16 protein-coding genes are annotated in these 14,289 nt (G+C 61.9%); 8 read left to right on the forward strand and 8 right to left on the reverse strand.

All coding sequences use genetic code 11. From position 1 onward, the window contains the following. The first annotated feature begins 8 nt into the window (after nucleotides 1-8). The 6 genes from pqqA (at nucleotide 9) to HU737_RS05165 (ending at nucleotide 5,883) form a co-directional block, all read left to right on the forward strand. Nucleotides 9-80, forward strand: a complete 72-nt coding sequence (gene pqqA, locus HU737_RS05140) for a pyrroloquinoline quinone precursor peptide PqqA (RefSeq protein WP_009394664.1) — start codon at nucleotides 9-11, stop codon at nucleotides 78-80. Nucleotides 81-188: 108 nt separating this feature from the next. Further along, entirely contained in the window at nucleotides 189-1,352 is a 1,164-nt protein-coding gene (ercA, locus tag HU737_RS05145) for an alcohol dehydrogenase-like regulatory protein ErcA (RefSeq protein ID WP_186555763.1), read from the forward strand. Beyond that, nucleotides 1,336-3,000 (forward strand): hybrid sensor histidine kinase/response regulator, encoded by a 1,665-nt coding sequence (locus tag HU737_RS05150; protein ID WP_186555764.1) that lies wholly within the window; start codon nucleotides 1,336-1,338, stop codon nucleotides 2,998-3,000. Before ercA ends, HU737_RS05150 begins: the two co-directional genes overlap by 17 nt. A 216-nt stretch (nucleotides 3,001-3,216) precedes the next feature. Continuing rightward, nucleotides 3,217-3,621, forward strand: a complete 405-nt coding sequence (locus HU737_RS05155; protein ID WP_186555765.1) for a TraR/DksA family transcriptional regulator — start codon at nucleotides 3,217-3,219, stop codon at nucleotides 3,619-3,621. A gap of 722 nt (nucleotides 3,622-4,343) precedes the next feature. Further along, nucleotides 4,344-5,570 carry a methyl-accepting chemotaxis protein gene (locus tag HU737_RS05160; RefSeq protein WP_409456895.1) on the forward strand — a complete coding sequence of 409 codons (1,227 nt, stop codon included), beginning with the start codon at nucleotides 4,344-4,346 and terminating at the stop codon, nucleotides 5,568-5,570. 118 nt (nucleotides 5,571-5,688) lie between these two features. Next, the gene (locus HU737_RS05165) at nucleotides 5,689-5,883 is read left to right on the forward strand and encodes a hypothetical protein (protein ID WP_186555767.1); all 195 of its coding nucleotides are present in this window, start codon (nucleotides 5,689-5,691) and stop codon (nucleotides 5,881-5,883) included. 8 nt (nucleotides 5,884-5,891) lie between these two features. On the opposite strand, the gene HU737_RS05170 is transcribed toward HU737_RS05165, so the two are convergent. Further along, the gene (locus HU737_RS05170) at nucleotides 5,892-6,188 is read right to left on the reverse strand and encodes a hypothetical protein (RefSeq protein WP_186555793.1); all 297 of its coding nucleotides are present in this window, start codon (nucleotides 6,186-6,188) and stop codon (nucleotides 5,892-5,894) included. 208 nt (nucleotides 6,189-6,396) lie between these two features. Between HU737_RS05170 and HU737_RS05175 the strand changes: the two genes are divergently transcribed. Beyond that, the gene (locus HU737_RS05175; protein ID WP_186555768.1) at nucleotides 6,397-6,867 is read left to right on the forward strand and encodes a hypothetical protein; all 471 of its coding nucleotides are present in this window, start codon (nucleotides 6,397-6,399) and stop codon (nucleotides 6,865-6,867) included. Beyond that, entirely contained in the window at nucleotides 6,864-7,079 is a 216-nt protein-coding gene (locus HU737_RS05180; RefSeq protein WP_186555769.1) for a hypothetical protein, read from the forward strand. The genes HU737_RS05175 and HU737_RS05180 overlap by 4 nt, the downstream gene beginning before the upstream one ends. A gap of 22 nt (nucleotides 7,080-7,101) precedes the next feature. Here HU737_RS05180 and HU737_RS05185 read toward each other — a convergent pair whose 3' ends face one another. The 7 genes from HU737_RS05185 to HU737_RS05215 all read right to left on the reverse strand — a co-directional run bounded on the left by HU737_RS05185 (nucleotide 7,102) and on the right by HU737_RS05215 (nucleotide 14,280). After that, on the reverse strand, nucleotides 7,102-7,467 hold the full coding sequence (locus HU737_RS05185) for a Na+/H+ antiporter subunit G (protein ID WP_186555770.1): 366 nt from the start codon (nucleotides 7,465-7,467) through the stop codon (nucleotides 7,102-7,104). Next, complete coding sequence (locus HU737_RS05190) at nucleotides 7,464-7,742, reverse strand: K+/H+ antiporter subunit F (protein WP_186555771.1); 279 nt, start codon at nucleotides 7,740-7,742, stop codon at nucleotides 7,464-7,466. Before HU737_RS05190 ends, HU737_RS05185 begins: the two co-directional genes overlap by 4 nt. Further along, the gene (locus HU737_RS05195) at nucleotides 7,739-8,227 is read right to left on the reverse strand and encodes a Na+/H+ antiporter subunit E (protein ID WP_186555772.1); all 489 of its coding nucleotides are present in this window, start codon (nucleotides 8,225-8,227) and stop codon (nucleotides 7,739-7,741) included. The genes HU737_RS05190 and HU737_RS05195 overlap by 4 nt, the downstream gene beginning before the upstream one ends. Continuing rightward, nucleotides 8,224-9,900 (reverse strand): monovalent cation/H+ antiporter subunit D, encoded by a 1,677-nt coding sequence (locus HU737_RS05200; RefSeq protein WP_186555773.1) that lies wholly within the window; start codon nucleotides 9,898-9,900, stop codon nucleotides 8,224-8,226. Before HU737_RS05200 ends, HU737_RS05195 begins: the two co-directional genes overlap by 4 nt. Further along, nucleotides 9,897-10,241, reverse strand: coding sequence for a Na+/H+ antiporter subunit C (locus tag HU737_RS05205; RefSeq protein WP_186555774.1), 345 nt, complete (start codon nucleotides 10,239-10,241; stop codon nucleotides 9,897-9,899). Before HU737_RS05205 ends, HU737_RS05200 begins: the two co-directional genes overlap by 4 nt. Beyond that, a complete protein-coding gene (locus tag HU737_RS05210) occupies nucleotides 10,241-13,171 on the reverse strand; it encodes a monovalent cation/H+ antiporter subunit A (protein ID WP_186555775.1) in 2,931 nt (976 codons plus the stop codon). Before HU737_RS05210 ends, HU737_RS05205 begins: the two co-directional genes overlap by 1 nt. A 149-nt stretch (nucleotides 13,172-13,320) precedes the next feature. Then, complete coding sequence (locus tag HU737_RS05215; protein WP_186555776.1) at nucleotides 13,321-14,280, reverse strand: DMT family transporter; 960 nt, start codon at nucleotides 14,278-14,280, stop codon at nucleotides 13,321-13,323. Between the last annotated feature and the right edge of the window lie 9 nt (nucleotides 14,281-14,289).

The following is a 14,289-nucleotide window of genomic DNA, read 5'->3' on the forward strand; positions in this document are numbered from 1 at the left end:
ATGAACCTATGTGGAAAAAGCCCGCGTTCACTGATCTGCGTATCGGTTTCGAAGTGACCATGTACTTCGCCAACCGTTGATCCTCCAGGCGCCGGTCGCTGTGTGCGGCGGCCGGCGCTCACCTGGATTACAAACCCTGCTGGATGCTTTAGGCTCAGGAACACTACGACAAGAACAATAGGCGTTGCATGAGCCCGAATCTGAGCCAGTTGCGCAAGTTCGTTTCCCCCGAAATCATCTTTGGTGCCGGTTGCAGGCACCATGTCGCCAACTACGCCCGCACGTTCGGTGCGCGCAAGGTGCTGCTGGTCAGCGACCCGGGTGTGGTGGCTGCCGGATGGGTGGCCGATATCGAAGCCAGTCTGCAAGGGCAGGGCATCGACTACTGCCTGTACACCGACGTCTCGCCCAATCCGCGGGTCGAAGAGGTGATGGCCGGCGCCGAGCGTTACCGCAGCGAACAGTGCGATGTGATCGTCGCCGTCGGCGGCGGTAGCCCGATGGACTGCGCCAAGGGTATTGGCATCGTAGTCGCCCACGGCCGGCACATTCTTGAGTTCGAAGGGGTCGACACCATTCGCGTGCCGAGCCCGCCGCTGATCCTGATCCCCACCACGGCGGGCACCTCTGCCGATGTTTCGCAGTTCGTGATCATTTCCAACCAGCAACAGCGGATGAAGTTTTCCATCGTCAGCAAGGCAGTGGTGCCGGATGTGTCGTTGATCGACCCCGAAACCACCTTGAGCATGGATCCGTTCCTGTCTGCCTGCACCGGCATCGATGCCCTGGTGCATGCCATCGAGGCGTTCGTCTCTACCGGCCACGGGCCGCTGACCGACCCGCATGCACTGGAGGCGATGCGCCTGATCAATGGCAACCTGGTGCAGATGATCGCCAGCCCCAACAATATCGCCCTGCGCGAAAAAGTCATGCTGGGCAGCATGCAGGCGGGCCTGGCGTTTTCCAATGCCATCCTCGGTGCGGTGCATGCGATGTCGCATAGCCTGGGCGGCTTTCTCGATCTGCCGCATGGGCTGTGCAATGCGGTGCTGGTCGAGCATGTGGTGGCGTTCAACTACAGCGCCGCGCCAGATCGCTTCAAGGTGATCGCCCAAACCTTGGGTATCGATTGCCGTGGCCTGAACCATGAGCAGGTACGCAAGCGCTTGGTCGAGCATCTGATCGCCCTCAAGCATGCGGTGGGTTTCCATGAAACGCTTGGCTTGCACGGGGTGGGTAGCAGCGATATCCCGTTTTTGTCGCGTCACGCCATGGATGACCCGTGCATCCTCACCAACCCGAGGAACTCCAGCCTGCGTGATGTCGAGGTGGTGTATGGCGAGGCCCTCTGAGCCCAGCGCCGATGCCCTGGCTGGGCTGCTGGGGTTGTCCAACCACACCGTGCGCAAGAGCCATTATCCGGAACTGGCGGTGCGCCTGGAGGAGTTGGAGGCAGAGCGCAATCGCTACAAGTGGCTGTTCGAGCACGCGGTACATGGGATCTTCCAGGCCAGCTTGGAGCAAGGCATGCGGGCGGCTAACCCTGCCTTGGCGCGCATGCTCGGCTTCGATCAGCCGCAGGCGTTGCTGTTCTCGCGCAGCGACCTGGCCAGCTTGTTATTCGACCGTGGCACTGATGAGCTGCAGGAGATTGTCCAGGTGCTGCAGCGCGAGCATGCCCTGCTGGGCTATGAGACCCGCTTGCGCCGGCGTGACGGCAGCAGCATCGATGTGTTGATGAACCTGCTGCTGCGTCCGGATGAGGTGGGCGTAGTAGAAGGGTTTGTCGCAGATATCACCGAGCGCAAGCAGGCCCAGGCCCATTTGCAGCAACTCAACGACCAGCTTGAGCTGCGGGTCGCCGAACGCACCAACGAACTGATCGAGGCACGTGACGCTGCGCAAGCGGCCAACCTGAGCAAGGACAAGTACCTGGCCGCCGCCAGTCATGACCTGCTGCAACCGCTCAATGCTGCCCGGCTGCTGATCTCGACCCTGCGCGAGCGGCCCTTGGCCCAGGCAGAAGGATTGCTGGTCGAGCGGGCGCACCAGGCGCTGGAAGGCGCCGAAGACCTGCTCACCGACCTGCTCGACATCTCCCGCCTGGATCAGGCGGCGATCAAGCCTGACCTGGACTATTACCGCCTGGACGATCTGCTGCTGCCCCTGGATTCGGAATTCCAGTCGGTGGCCGAGGCAGCAGGGCTGGCCTTGCGGGTGCGGGGTGGCCAGCGTGTGGTGCGTACCGATATGCGTCTGCTGACGCGCATCCTGCGTAATTTCTTGAGCAATGCCTGTCGTTATACCGAGCACGGTCGGGTGCTGATGGGCTGGCGCCAGCGCGGTGAGCGGCTGCGCATCGAGGTTTGGGACAGTGGCCGGGGTATTGCTGCGGATCGGCTGCAATCGATCTTCCTGGAATTCAACCAGCTCGATGTCGGCCGCGCTGTCGACCGCAAAGGCGTGGGTTTGGGCTTGGCGATCGTCGAGCGCATTGCGCGGATCCTGGATTGCCGCATCGATGTCCGGTCTTGGCCGGGGCGCGGCTCGGTGTTCAGTATTGAAGTGCCGTTATCCAATGAGCAGCCCGCCCAGGGCAGCCTGTCCCTGCCTCAGGCCCGTGTCGGCGACCCGCTGCCTGGGCGACGCCTGCTGGTACTGGACAATGAGTTGAGCATCCGCCAGAGCATGGCTGCGCTGCTCGCCCAATGGGGATGCGAGGTGGTTACTGCGGGAGATCTGGACGAATCGTTGCAGGTGTTGCAGGATCGCCCCCCAGAACTGGTGCTGGCGGACTTTCACCTTGACCATGGCCTGACCGGCTGCGATGTGGTCCGCGACTTGAGGTCGCACTTCGCCTGCGCCATCCCGGCAGTGATGATCACCGCCGATCGCAGCGAGCAAAGTCGGCGCGCCATGCAGCGGCTCAAGGCACCTCTGCTGAACAAACCGGTCAAACCGGGCAAATTGCGTGCGGTCTTGAGCCAATTGTTAGGGTAGGGCCTGGCATAGGTAGGAGATATCTGGCCGATGGGCGGATTCCGCGTCATTTCGGACAATTGCAGCCTAATCCCTGTTGCCCCGTGCGACGTGTCGCCTTAGACTGCCGCCCCCTGTAAAAGAGTGCCGGTTGGCGCTTGAAGAATTCCGTTGCCCTCGCACTGGCGTGGGCGACATTTGAATCGCCCAAATGCACATTTTTTCATAGAGAAATCGATGACCAAGGAACAGTTGCTGGCCATGTCGGCCGATGACTACATGAACGCTGAACAGCTGGAGTTCTTCACCCAGCTGCTGCAAGCGATGAAGGTAGATACCCACGAGCGCATCGAGCAGAGCCGCATTACCATTGAAAGCCTGGATACCCCTTCGGACCCAGCTGACGTGGCATCGGTCGAGGAAGAGCGTCACTGGCTGGTCAACGGCATCGAGCGCGACCAGCGCCTGCTGCCGCAGCTGGAGATGGCCCTGGGCCGTATTGGTGACGACAGCTTTGGCTGGTGCGAAGACAGCGGCGAGCCAATTGGCCTGCAGCGCTTGCTGATCAGCCCGACCACCAAGTACTGCATCGAAGCCCAAGAGCGCCACGAGCAGATCGGCCGCCACCAGCGCCAGATCTGATCCAGCGTTTGTCGCATGGCCCCACGGAGCGATCCCTGGGGCTTTTTGCGTTTTCTTGCCCGTCCATGGTCTTTACGTCCCCGCTGCCGGCCCCTTCGCGGGCAAGCCCGCTCCCACAGGCACTGCGCTGACTCACCAAACCACGCGGGCCCTGTAGGAGCGGGCTTGCCCGCGAAGCGCCGCGCTAGCGGAGCCATCTTCAGCGCAGCGCTATATCCTGAGCCATCCATAAGCTTGTCCTGCGTCAACCCCTAGCCCCTTACCTCCTAAAGAGCCATAGATAATGGCCTAATAGTGGCGTTTAATGGCCGCATAATAACGACACACGGATGACCACGAAGATGATGCGAGAAGGATCTCTGCCCGCCAGCCAATCACTCCAGCCGACACCTGGCCGAATCCCTGTCACCGTCGCCCTGTTGCAAGGCCTGGCGCTGGGCGTTGTGCTGGCCGCGATGGCCTTTGCTCAACTGCCGTTCTATCTGGCGTTACCCTTGGCGTTGTTGGTGCTGTGGATCCCGCTCTGGCGCCGTAAGCCAGCGGCTGCCGACGTCGCCGAGCAGCCATTACCCATGCCCCACGATCTGACCCAGAGCTTGGCGCGCAATACCACGCATAACGCGCTGTCCGCCGCTGCCATGGCGTTTTCGGTACAGCAGCTGGCCACGCGCTTGCAGTCGCAGTTGGGCGCCGCCTCGCGAATCGTCGACAGTGCGCAGATCATGATCGGTACCGAGAAGGCCACCGCCCAGCTCAGCCAGCAAGCCCTGGACGCCGCACGTACTGCGCATGTCAGCAGCGCTGCGGGTCGCGAGGTACTGGCCGACTCGATCCAGCGCATGCATCAGCTCAGCACTCGCGCAACCGCCAGCCGCGAGTTGATCGAAGCGTTGCATCAGCGCAGCGAGGACATCGCCCGGGTCACCCTGGTGATTCAGGCCATCGCCAGCCAGACCAACTTGCTGGCGCTCAACGCCGCCATCGAGGCCGCCCGTGCGGGTGAGCATGGGCGTGGCTTCGCGGTCGTCGCCGACGAGGTGCGGGGGCTGGCGGGGCGTACTGCGGCAGCTACCGGCGAAGTGGGAGAGATGGTGGCCGATATTCAGGCGCGTACCGCCCAGGTGGTCGAGCAGATCCGCAACTTGGCCGGCGATCTGAGTAGCGGCCTGGAGCAGGTCGAAGATACTGGCGAGCAGCTGACTCAGATTGCCCAGCTTGCCGCCAGCGTGGAGCACCAAGTGGGTGAGATCGCCGAGGGTACCGCAGTCAACCAAGTGCAACTGGACAACTTGTTTCAAGCGGTGGGGCAGGTGCGCGCCGACCTTGAACTCAGTGACCAGCAGACCCAGCGCCTGGCCCAGGCAGCGGTGCAGATGGAGAGCCAGGCCGAAGCGCTCAGCGAACGCCTGGCCGAAGTCGGTCTGGATGACTATCACCAGCGCATTTTCGACTTGGCTATGCGGGGGGCACAGGCGATTGGCGAGCGTTTCGAGCAGGATATCGAGCAAGGTCTCATCAGCCTGGATGATTTGTTCGATCGCCGCTATCAGCCTATCCCCGGCATGCGCCCACCGCGTTTCAACACGCGTTTTGATCAGTACACCGACAGTGTGCTGCCAGGCATCCAGGAGCCGCTGCTGACCCAACACGAGGGCATGGTCTATGCCATCGCCTGCACCCCAGAAGGTTACGTGCCCACCCACAATGCGGCGTTCAGCCTGCCGCTCACCGGTGATGAGGCCCATGACACCGCGCACAATCGCAGCAAACGGCTGTTCGATGACCGCACTGGCATACGCTGCGGCAGTCATCAGCAGCGCCTGCTGTTGCAGACCTACAGCCGCGATACTGCTGAGCTGATGCACGATCTGTCGGTACCGGTATTCGTCAAAGGCCGGCACTGGGGTGGTTTGCGCCTGGGTTATCGACCCGAGCCTGGGCTCGATTGAACCCTGGGTTTATTGCTGTTGGCGCAAAACAGCAGTACGGGCGAGTGCTTTTATTCAGCCCCGAGCGGGCGTATCATAGCTATATCGTTAGGTTGCTAATTAAATTCCGGAGGGGATTATGCATAGCCGAGTCGATGTTGCCGTAATGATAGGCTCCGGGGTGCCTGCTACCTTCAAGGCCATGGGGCGTAGGGTGTGTTGGGTGGTGTTGGTCAATGGCGAGCGGCGTGGTACGGCGTTCGCCAGCCGCGGCGAAGCGCTCGAGTGTCAGGCCGCCTGGATGGCTCAGCTAGCCAAGGGGCAGGCAGCCTGAGGGTTGCCTCATCGTTCAAGATGGCGAGCCAGTTCACAGGCATCCTGGTGACGCCGCCTGAAGCCCTTGACTCGCCCAGTTGAGCTTTCGGTAACATGAAAAAAGGCGATACCGGCCGGGATTACCACGAAACGCGGCTCTTTTTTGTCCCGATAGAGGTAAGAAATTTCTTTCACCTCTCGACGGATTTCGGTGTTTTCGTGCATATTTCGTCCCTTGTAATGCGCTGATGAATGCTGAGGCCCATTCTGTGGGGGCCTGCTGTTATCTATTGCATCTTTTCTGGCATTGCTGTTGTCAGACATTACGCTTCCCTAATGGGGAAAACTGCCGTTATCAGGTTGTGACGCTTTGGCTGGCGAGCTGGAGTAATAATTCCTGCGCGACGTATCGCCAATGTTCACAGACCCATCGTGCATGGTTTTAATAATCTTTTAAGCATCGTTTAGAAATGACCGCGCCGCTCCGGGGTTCCGAAGGGGTGCGCATGTAACCGGTTTGAGGAACTCTTCATTGGCAGTCAGTACACTCGATACCCACGCATTGTTTGCCTTGGGTGATTTGCGGGCCAAGTTGGTCAAGCTGTTCCAAGGGCGGTTTGTCTATGTCACCGAGCAAAGTCCTGAAGGCCTGTACATGGCTGAGATCGACACTGAAAGCGCTCTGGTGGTCGATGACAAGCCACGCCTGGAACTCAAGGTTGGTGATCACTTTCGCGCGGCAGTATTGCCCAGTCGTGAGGGTGGCAAGCTGGAACTGCGTTTTCGTGAAATCAAGCTCAATGTCTATGGCCAGGGCGACTATGCCTTTGTCTCGGTCCCGGAAGGTGATGGCATCGTGTTCCGCAACGGTCACGGGGTAATGCTGGTGTTCGCCGCACAGCAGCAAGTGCAGGAAGGCCTGGGCAAGATGCTCAAAGCGGTAACCGGCAAAGTCGCCAAATGGCGCAAGGGCGAACTCACCACGTTCAAGGCTAGCGAGTGAGCACTGAAGGCCCGCCTGCTGGACGGGCGCAGTTTCACACTCAGCATCAAGCCCGCGCTACGGCGCAAGCCGAGCAACTGTTGGCGCGCAAAGATGAGCTGGGCGGTGCCTGGTTAGGCTGGGTGGCGGGTGAGCTGTACCGGCTCAGCCCTGCGCCGTACGCCGCGATGGTGCGACGTGAGCTAGAAAGGCTGAGCCAGGATCCAGGCTAGTGGGGGCGTAGCTGAGGCCGGTTCAGTTGCCGCGATCGCGGCCGCTGCTGACTTCTTCTGGCACCGACTCACCCGACATGCGCTTGCGAAACAAGGCCGCTCTGGCGAGCAGCAGTGTAGTCACCGGCACGGTGATCGACAGCAAGATTGGAATCAGCCAGGCATGCAGCACCGGCCCTTGCTTGACCCATGAGAAGTACACAATCGACGCCAGGCTAACGCACCAGGCGCCGATGGTCGAAGCCAGCGCAGGCGGGTGCATGCGTTGGAAGTAGTCTTTCATGCGCACCAGCCCCAGGGCACCGATCAGGGCGAACAGGCTGGCGGTCAGCAGCAGGGCGGCAGTGACCAGCTCCAGCCACAATGGCAGTTCAAGGGCTTCGGTCATTCGATCACCTCACCGCGCAAGAGAAATTTGGCCAGGGCGAAGGAGCCGACGAAGCCGAACAGGGCGATTAGTAGTGCGCCTTCGAAATAGGTATCACTGGCGTAGCGAATGCCCAGCACCAGCATCATCAGCATGGCCAGGATGTACAGGTAGTCCAGCGCCAGCACCCGATCCTGGGCGGACGGGCCGCGAAACAGCCTGACCAGCGCCAGGGCCATGGCGATGGCGAAGATGAACAGGCTGGCGAGAATGGCGTTGGCGAGCAGGCCTGTCATTCGAAAATCTCCATCAGCGGGCGTTCATAGGTGTGCTTGAAGTGTTCGATGAAGTCCGCTTCATCGTCCAGGTCGAACACATGCAGCAGCAGGACACTGCGGTCCAGCGCCAGCTCCGACCAGACCGTACCGGGGACCACCGTGGTGATCATCGATAAGGCCGCCAGGCCGTGGGCATCGCGCAAGGCCAAGGGAATGTGGACGAACGCCGAGCGTGGCGGACGGCTGCCGGCACGCAGCACGCTACGCGCTACCAGCAGGTTCGAAATGATCACATCCAGGCCAACGCGGCCGATCAGCTTGGCGATCACCCACGGCCTGCGCACGTGTGCGTGCTGAGGGCGCAACGGCGCCATCAGGATCGGCGCGAGAATGCCCAGCAGAGCGCCCAGTAGCAGATTGCCAGGGCTCAGTGACAGGTTCAGCAGCAGCCACAGAACGAACAGTGCAACGGACAGCAGCGGTGCGGGAAAGACTCGGCTCATGGCTGCACCTGTACGTCAAAGGTGGTGGGGCCTGGGACCGGCCGGGTAGCCATCACCGCTTCGATATAGGCATCAGGCGCTTGCAGGCTCGCGGCGGTATCCTGGGTGTAACGCAGCAGTGGCTCGGCCCTGAAGCTCAAGATGATGCACAAGCCGAGCAGGATCACGATCGGCAGGCACTCATAGCGTCGCAGCAGTGGCGAAGGGCGCTCTTCAGGCTTCCAGAAGCGCTGGATACCGACACGGCCGAAGGCGATCAGCGAGGCCATGCCCGACAAGATCAACAGCGTTACCAGCGCCCAGCCAGCGGCGGACAACGGCTGCTCGGGGGCGGTGCCCAGGCCGAGCGGATTGAACAGCGCGCTGATCAGGCCCAGTTTGCCAATAAAGCCAGACAGCGGCGGCATGCCAATGATCAGCAAGGCGCAGGCAATGAAACTCAAGCCCAGGAAGGCCATGGTCCAGGGGATGATCTGGCCGATCACCGCCTTCTGCTCGTCGTCCAGGTTGATGCCCTTGGGCGGGTGCAGTGACTCCAACGGCGAAGGCATGCCTTCGTCATCATCCAGCGGTGCTTCATTGGCCGAGCGTGAACGTTCGACCAGCTCGGCCAGCAAGAACAACGCGCACAGTGCCAGGGTCGAGCTGACCAGGTAGAACAGCGCGCTGCCGGTGAGGATCGGCTGGCCAAAGCCCACTGCGGCCATCAGCGTGCCGGCCGAAACCAGAATGCTCAGTGCCGCCATGCGCTCCAGGCGCTGGGCAGCGAGAATGCACACTGCCGCCACTGCCAGGGTTGCCAGGCCGCCGTAGATCAGCCATTGCCCACCAAAGTGCGCCGAAGCACCGGCCTGGCCGGAAAACAGCAACGTCCATAGGCGCAGCACTGCGTACAGGCCAACCTTGGTCATGATCGCGAACAGCGCCGCCACCGGCGCGCTGGCCGAGGCATAGGCGGGCACCAGCCAGAAGTTCAGCGGCCAGATACCGGCCTTGGCCAGGAACGCCATCGCCAGGATCGCCGCGCCCGCATGCAGCAGGCCCCGGTCAGCCTCCGGTACCAGGGGGATCTTCAACGCCAGGTCGGCCATGTTCAGCGTGCCGGTGACCCCATACAGCATGGCTGCGCCGACCAGAAACAGCGAGGAAGCGAACAGGTTGATCGCGATGTAATGCAGCCCTGCCTTGACCCGTGCGCGCCCCGAGCCGTGCAGCAGCAAGCCGTAAGAGGCCGCCAGCAACACTTCGAAGAACACGAACAGGTTGAACAGGTCGGCGGTCAAGAAGGCCCCATACAAGCCCATCAGCTGGATCTGGAACAGCGCATGGAAGCTGGCCCCGGCGCCATCCCAACGGGCGCGGGCGAACAGCAGCGCACTGACTCCGACGATACCGGTGAGGGTCAGCATCAGCGCCGAGAGGTGATCGACTACCAGTACGATGCCAAAGGGCGCCGGCCAGTTGCCGGGCAGGTACACGCCAATCGACTCGGCCTGACCTTGAGTGCGCACCCAGGTGAGCAGGGTGATGGCAATCGCCAGGCCAATGATGCTCGACAGCAGGTTCAGATGGCCCTTGAGGCGCCGACGTTTCTCACCGAGCAACAGCATTAGCGAGGCAGTCACCAGCGGTAGCAGGATCGGCGCGATGATCAGTTGATTCATCCAGCTCATTCGTCACGCTCCCGGCCATCGACGTGGTCGGTGCCGGTCAGGCCGCGCGAGGCCAGCAGCACTACCAGGAACAGTGCAGTCATGGCAAAGCTGATGACGATCGCGGTGAGCACCAGTGCCTGGGGCAGCGGGTCGGTGTAGTTGAGCAGGTCTTGCGGTACGCCATCCTTGATGATCGGCTCCTTACCGATGAACAGGCTGCCCATGCTGAAGATGAACAGGTTGACCCCATAGGAGAGCAGGCACAGGCCCATGATCACCTGGTAGGTCCGTGGACGCAGGATCAGCCAGACGCCGGAGGCGGCCAGGACACCGATGGCTACTGCTATGACTTCTTCCATCAGGCGGCTCCTGCTTGGCTGGATTGCTGTGGGTTGGTTCTCTGCGGGCTGCTGGGGCGATAGGCGCGGACCGATTGGTGCGCCAGCGCGGTCAGGATCAGCAGGGTCGAGCCCACCACCACGGTGTATACGCCGATGTCGAAGAACAGCGCGCTGGCCACGTGCACATCACCCAGCAAAGGCAGGTGCAGGTGGGCGGTATGGGTGGTCAGGAACGGGTAGCCCAGCAGCATCGCGCCGGCACCGGTCAGGGTCGCGCAAAGCAGGCCGGTGCCCATCCAGCGCAGCGGTCGCAGGCTCATCTGCGCCTCGACCCATTGGGTGCCGGCGACCATGTACTGCAGGATGAACGCCACCGACATCACCAAGCCGGCGACGAAGCCGCCTCCCGGTTGGTTGTGACCGCGCATGAACAGGTACATCGACACCAGCAGGGCGATTGGCAGCAGCAGGCGCACCAGCGCAGCCGGGACCATCATGAAGCCCAGAGCGGTATCGGTGGCGTGCCGCGGGTTGATCAGGTCGGTGACCACGTCCGGCGCCAATTGGCGTTGCTGGGCAGGCAACTGCATGCTCTCTTTCGGCGGGCGGAAGCGACGCAGCAGGGCAAAGACGGTCAAGGCCACAGCGACCAGGACGGTGATCTCGCCGAGGGTGTCGAAACCGCGGAAGTCCACCAGCATCACATTGACCACATTGGTACCGCCGCCTTGCGGCAGGGCGCGGCTGAGGTAGAACGAGGAAATGTCGTTGGGCGTTGGCCGGGTCAGCATGGCGTAGGACAGCAGCGCCATGCCACCACCGACCAGTACCGCCAGCAGCAAGTCGCGCAGGCGCCGCAGGCGCGCGCGCTCCTGGCTGCCAGGAAGCGGCGACACTCCTTCGATCCGGCGCGGTAGCCAGCGCAGGCCAAGCAGGATCAGCACGGTGGTGACCACTTCTACTGCCAGTTGGGTCAGGGCCAGGTCAGGCGCGGAGAACCAGACAAAGGTGATGCAAGTCATCAGGCCGCAGACGCTGACCATGATCAGCGCAGCCAGACGGTGGTACTTGGCTTGCCAGGCGGCGCCGATGGCGCAGGCAATGGCAATCAGCCAAAGCGCGACGAACACTCCGGAACCTGGGATTTTCGGTCGATCACCCCAGGTCAGGCCGGTATACAGCACTGGCATGAGGCCGGCGATAAACGCCGCCAGGACCAGCATGAACAGTTGTTTTTGCAGGCGGCGGGTGGTGAGTACCCCTTCAACGCGGCGCGCCAGCAACATCAGGCGCACCAAACCGTGCTCGAACAGGCGCTTGCCATTGAAGCGCTCGATCAGCGGCGGATAAGGGAAGCGGCCCCGACGCAGTTGCTTGCGCAGCAGCAGGTAGAGCACCACACCGCCGCACATGGCGATCAGGCTCATGATCAGCGGTGCATTCCAGCCATGCCAGATCGCCAGGCTGTATTCCGGCAAGGTACCGCCGACCACTGGCAACGCTGCCGCAGCGAGCAGCGGACCAACCGATTGAGCGGGAAAGATGCCCACCACCAGGCAGGTCAGCACCAGCAGTTCGACCGGCGCGCGCATCCAGCGCGGGGGTTCGTGCGGAGTATGCGGCAGGTCTTGGGCAGTTGGGCCGAAAAACACATCGACGGTGAAGCGCAGCGCATAGGCGACGCTGAAGGTGCCAGCCAGGGTGGCGATCACAGGCAGGGCGGCCTCGACCCAGGCGGTGGAACTGATGAACACGGTTTCGGCGAAGAACATTTCCTTGGAAAGGAAGCCGTTCATCAGCGGTACGCCTGCCATCGAGGCGCTGGCGACCATGGCCAGGGTGGCGGTGTACGGCACCAGCCGGATCAGCCCGCTGAGGCGACGAATGTCACGGGTGCCGCTTTCGTGGTCGATGATCCCGGCCGCCATGAACAGCGACGCCTTGAAGGTGGCGTGGTTGAGGATATGGAACACGGCGGCGACTGCGGCCAGTGGGCTGTTCAAACCCAATAGCAGGGTAATCAGGCCCAAGTGACTGATGGTCGAGTAGGCCAGCAAGCCTTTGAGGTCGTTCTGAAACATCGCGGCAAAGGCGCCCAGCAGCAGGGTGATCGCCCCAGCGCCGCCGACGATCCAGAACCATTCTTCGCTACCCGCCAGGGTTGGCCACAGCCGGGCCAATAGGAATACCCCCGCCTTGACCATGGTGGCCGAGTGCAGATAGGCCGATACCGGGGTGGGTGCTGCCATGGCATGTGGCAGCCAGAACTGGAAGGGGAACTGCGCACTTTTGCTCAGCGCGCCAATCAGGATCAGCGGCAGCAACACCGGATACAGGGCGTGCTGCCGTACCGCCTCGCCGGAGGCGAGGACCTTGTCCAGGTCATAGCTGCCGACCACATGGCCAAGCAGCAGGGCCCCTACCAACAGGCACAGCCCGCCCGCGCCGGTGACCATCAACGCCATGTAGGCGCCGCGGCGGGCGTCGGCGCGGTGGTGCCAGTAGCCGATTAGCAAGAACGAGAACAGGCTGGTCAGCTCCCAGAAGAACACCAGCTGGATTAGATTGCCAGAGATCACCAGGCCGAGCATTGCGCCCATGAAGGCCAGGAAAAACGCGAAGAAACGCGGCACCGGATCTTGCGGCGACATGTAGTAACGGGCGTACAGTGACACCAGCGTGCCGATGCCCAGTACCAGCAGCGAGAACAGCCAGGCAAAGCCGTCCATGCGCAGCACCAGGTTCAAGCCCAGGCTAGGCAACCAGAGAAATTCTTCGCGAATCACCCCGCCGTCGGCAATTTGCGGGTACATCAGTGCCACCTGGACGGTGCCGACCAACGCCACAAGCCCGGCGAGAATGGACTCGGCATTTCGCGCGTTGTGCGGCAGGACGGCTGCCAGGCAACTGCCCAGGAACGGCAGAAGCAATAGCACTATCAATGACATAGCGACCTAATCTGGAGAAGTTTCCAAGGATAATACGTGCCGGGAAGGTGATCACCAACACGCAAGCTGTCGCAGAATCATACAAAAGGGGTGTGACACGCTGTTTTTTTATAACAGTTTTTTTCAAAGCATAGCTGCTGTTTGCCGCTTTATTGTCCTGTTTCGCGTTCGCCTTGGGCTTGATGCAGGTCTTCGGCTTGCTGCTGCACTGGGTCGCGCGTGCGGCGTATTTTTAGCTCACTGACGATAACCGCGACCACGATCAGCAGGCCGCCGAGCAACGCTACGCCCGGGAGCCGCTCGCCGGCAAGGCGTCCGACTATCCCGGCCCAGACCGGCTCACCTGCGTAGATCAGGGTTGCCCGGGTGGGCGAAACCGATTTCTGTGCCCAGTTCATCGCCACCTGGATGATCGCACTCATCAAGCCCAGCCCAAGCGCGCTGGTCAGCAACAGCCAGGAGAAGTCCGGCAGATGTTCTTGGGTCGGCACGATCATCAGGAACGACAAGGCCGAGGCGGTAGCCAGTTGCACCACCGTGACCCGGCGCACGTCGACTTGGCCGGCGTATCGACTGATCAGGATGATTTCACCGGCAATCGCCACCGCGCTGACCAGCGTTACCAGTTCGCCTTCGCTGAAGTGCAGGCTGCCACCGGTGGGGCCGGCGAGCAGCATCAGGCCCACAAACGCCAGGCAGATGCCAATGCTTGGCATCAGTCCAGGGCGACGGCCCAGCACCAGCCATTGGAGCAGCGGCACGAACGGCACGTAAAGGGCTGTGATGAACGCCGATTGACTGCTGCTGATGGTCTGCAGGCCCATGGTCTGCAAACCGTAGCCGAGCATGATCGTCACCCCGATCAGCACCCCGGCCTTGAGCTCGGTGAAGGTCAGCCCTGACAGTGCGCGCGCCGACACCAGCCCAACGAACAAGGCGGCCGCAGCAAAACGCAGGCCGACGAAGAACATCGGCCCGCTGACGGTCATGACGTTGTGCACGATCAGGAAGGTGCCGCCCCACAGCATGGTGATGAACACCAACACCAACTCGGCTTTACTCAGGCGCAAGGAAACGCAGGTGTGTGGGCTGCTGGGGGCTTGGCTCATGGTCTTGCA

It is taken from the genome of Pseudomonas urmiensis, from assembly GCF_014268815.2.
Lineage (GTDB): Bacteria > Pseudomonadota > Gammaproteobacteria > Pseudomonadales > Pseudomonadaceae > Aquipseudomonas > Aquipseudomonas urmiensis.

Excerpts from the sequence above, each read along its gene's own strand:
- HU737_RS05195 (WP_186555772.1), bottom strand. The coding sequence starts at position 8,227 with ATGAGCCGAGTCTTTCCCGCACCGCTGCTGTCCGTTGCACTGTTCGTT.
- HU737_RS05155 (WP_186555765.1), top strand. The coding sequence starts at position 3,217 with ATGACCAAGGAACAGTTGCTGGCCATGTCGGCCGATGACTACATGAAC.
- HU737_RS05210 (WP_186555775.1), bottom strand. The coding sequence starts at position 13,171 with ATGTCATTGATAGTGCTATTGCTTCTGCCGTTCCTGGGCAGTTGCCTG.
- HU737_RS05215 (WP_186555776.1), bottom strand. The coding sequence starts at position 14,280 with ATGAGCCAAGCCCCCAGCAGCCCACACACCTGCGTTTCCTTGCGCCTG.
- HU737_RS05200 (WP_186555773.1), bottom strand. The coding sequence starts at position 9,900 with ATGAGCTGGATGAATCAACTGATCATCGCGCCGATCCTGCTACCGCTG.
- HU737_RS05185 (WP_186555770.1), bottom strand. The coding sequence starts at position 7,467 with ATGACCGAAGCCCTTGAACTGCCATTGTGGCTGGAGCTGGTCACTGCC.
- HU737_RS05205 (WP_186555774.1), bottom strand. The coding sequence starts at position 10,241 with ATGGAAGAAGTCATAGCAGTAGCCATCGGTGTCCTGGCCGCCTCCGGC.
- HU737_RS05160 (WP_409456895.1), top strand. The coding sequence starts at position 4,344 with ATGATCGGTACCGAGAAGGCCACCGCCCAGCTCAGCCAGCAAGCCCTG.
- HU737_RS05190 (WP_186555771.1), bottom strand. The coding sequence starts at position 7,742 with ATGACAGGCCTGCTCGCCAACGCCATTCTCGCCAGCCTGTTCATCTTC.
- HU737_RS05170 (WP_186555793.1), bottom strand. The coding sequence starts at position 6,188 with ATGTCTGACAACAGCAATGCCAGAAAAGATGCAATAGATAACAGCAGG.
- ercA (WP_186555763.1), top strand. The coding sequence starts at position 189 with ATGAGCCCGAATCTGAGCCAGTTGCGCAAGTTCGTTTCCCCCGAAATC.
- HU737_RS05165 (WP_186555767.1), top strand. The coding sequence starts at position 5,689 with ATGCATAGCCGAGTCGATGTTGCCGTAATGATAGGCTCCGGGGTGCCT.
- HU737_RS05150 (WP_186555764.1), top strand. The coding sequence starts at position 1,336 with ATGGCGAGGCCCTCTGAGCCCAGCGCCGATGCCCTGGCTGGGCTGCTG.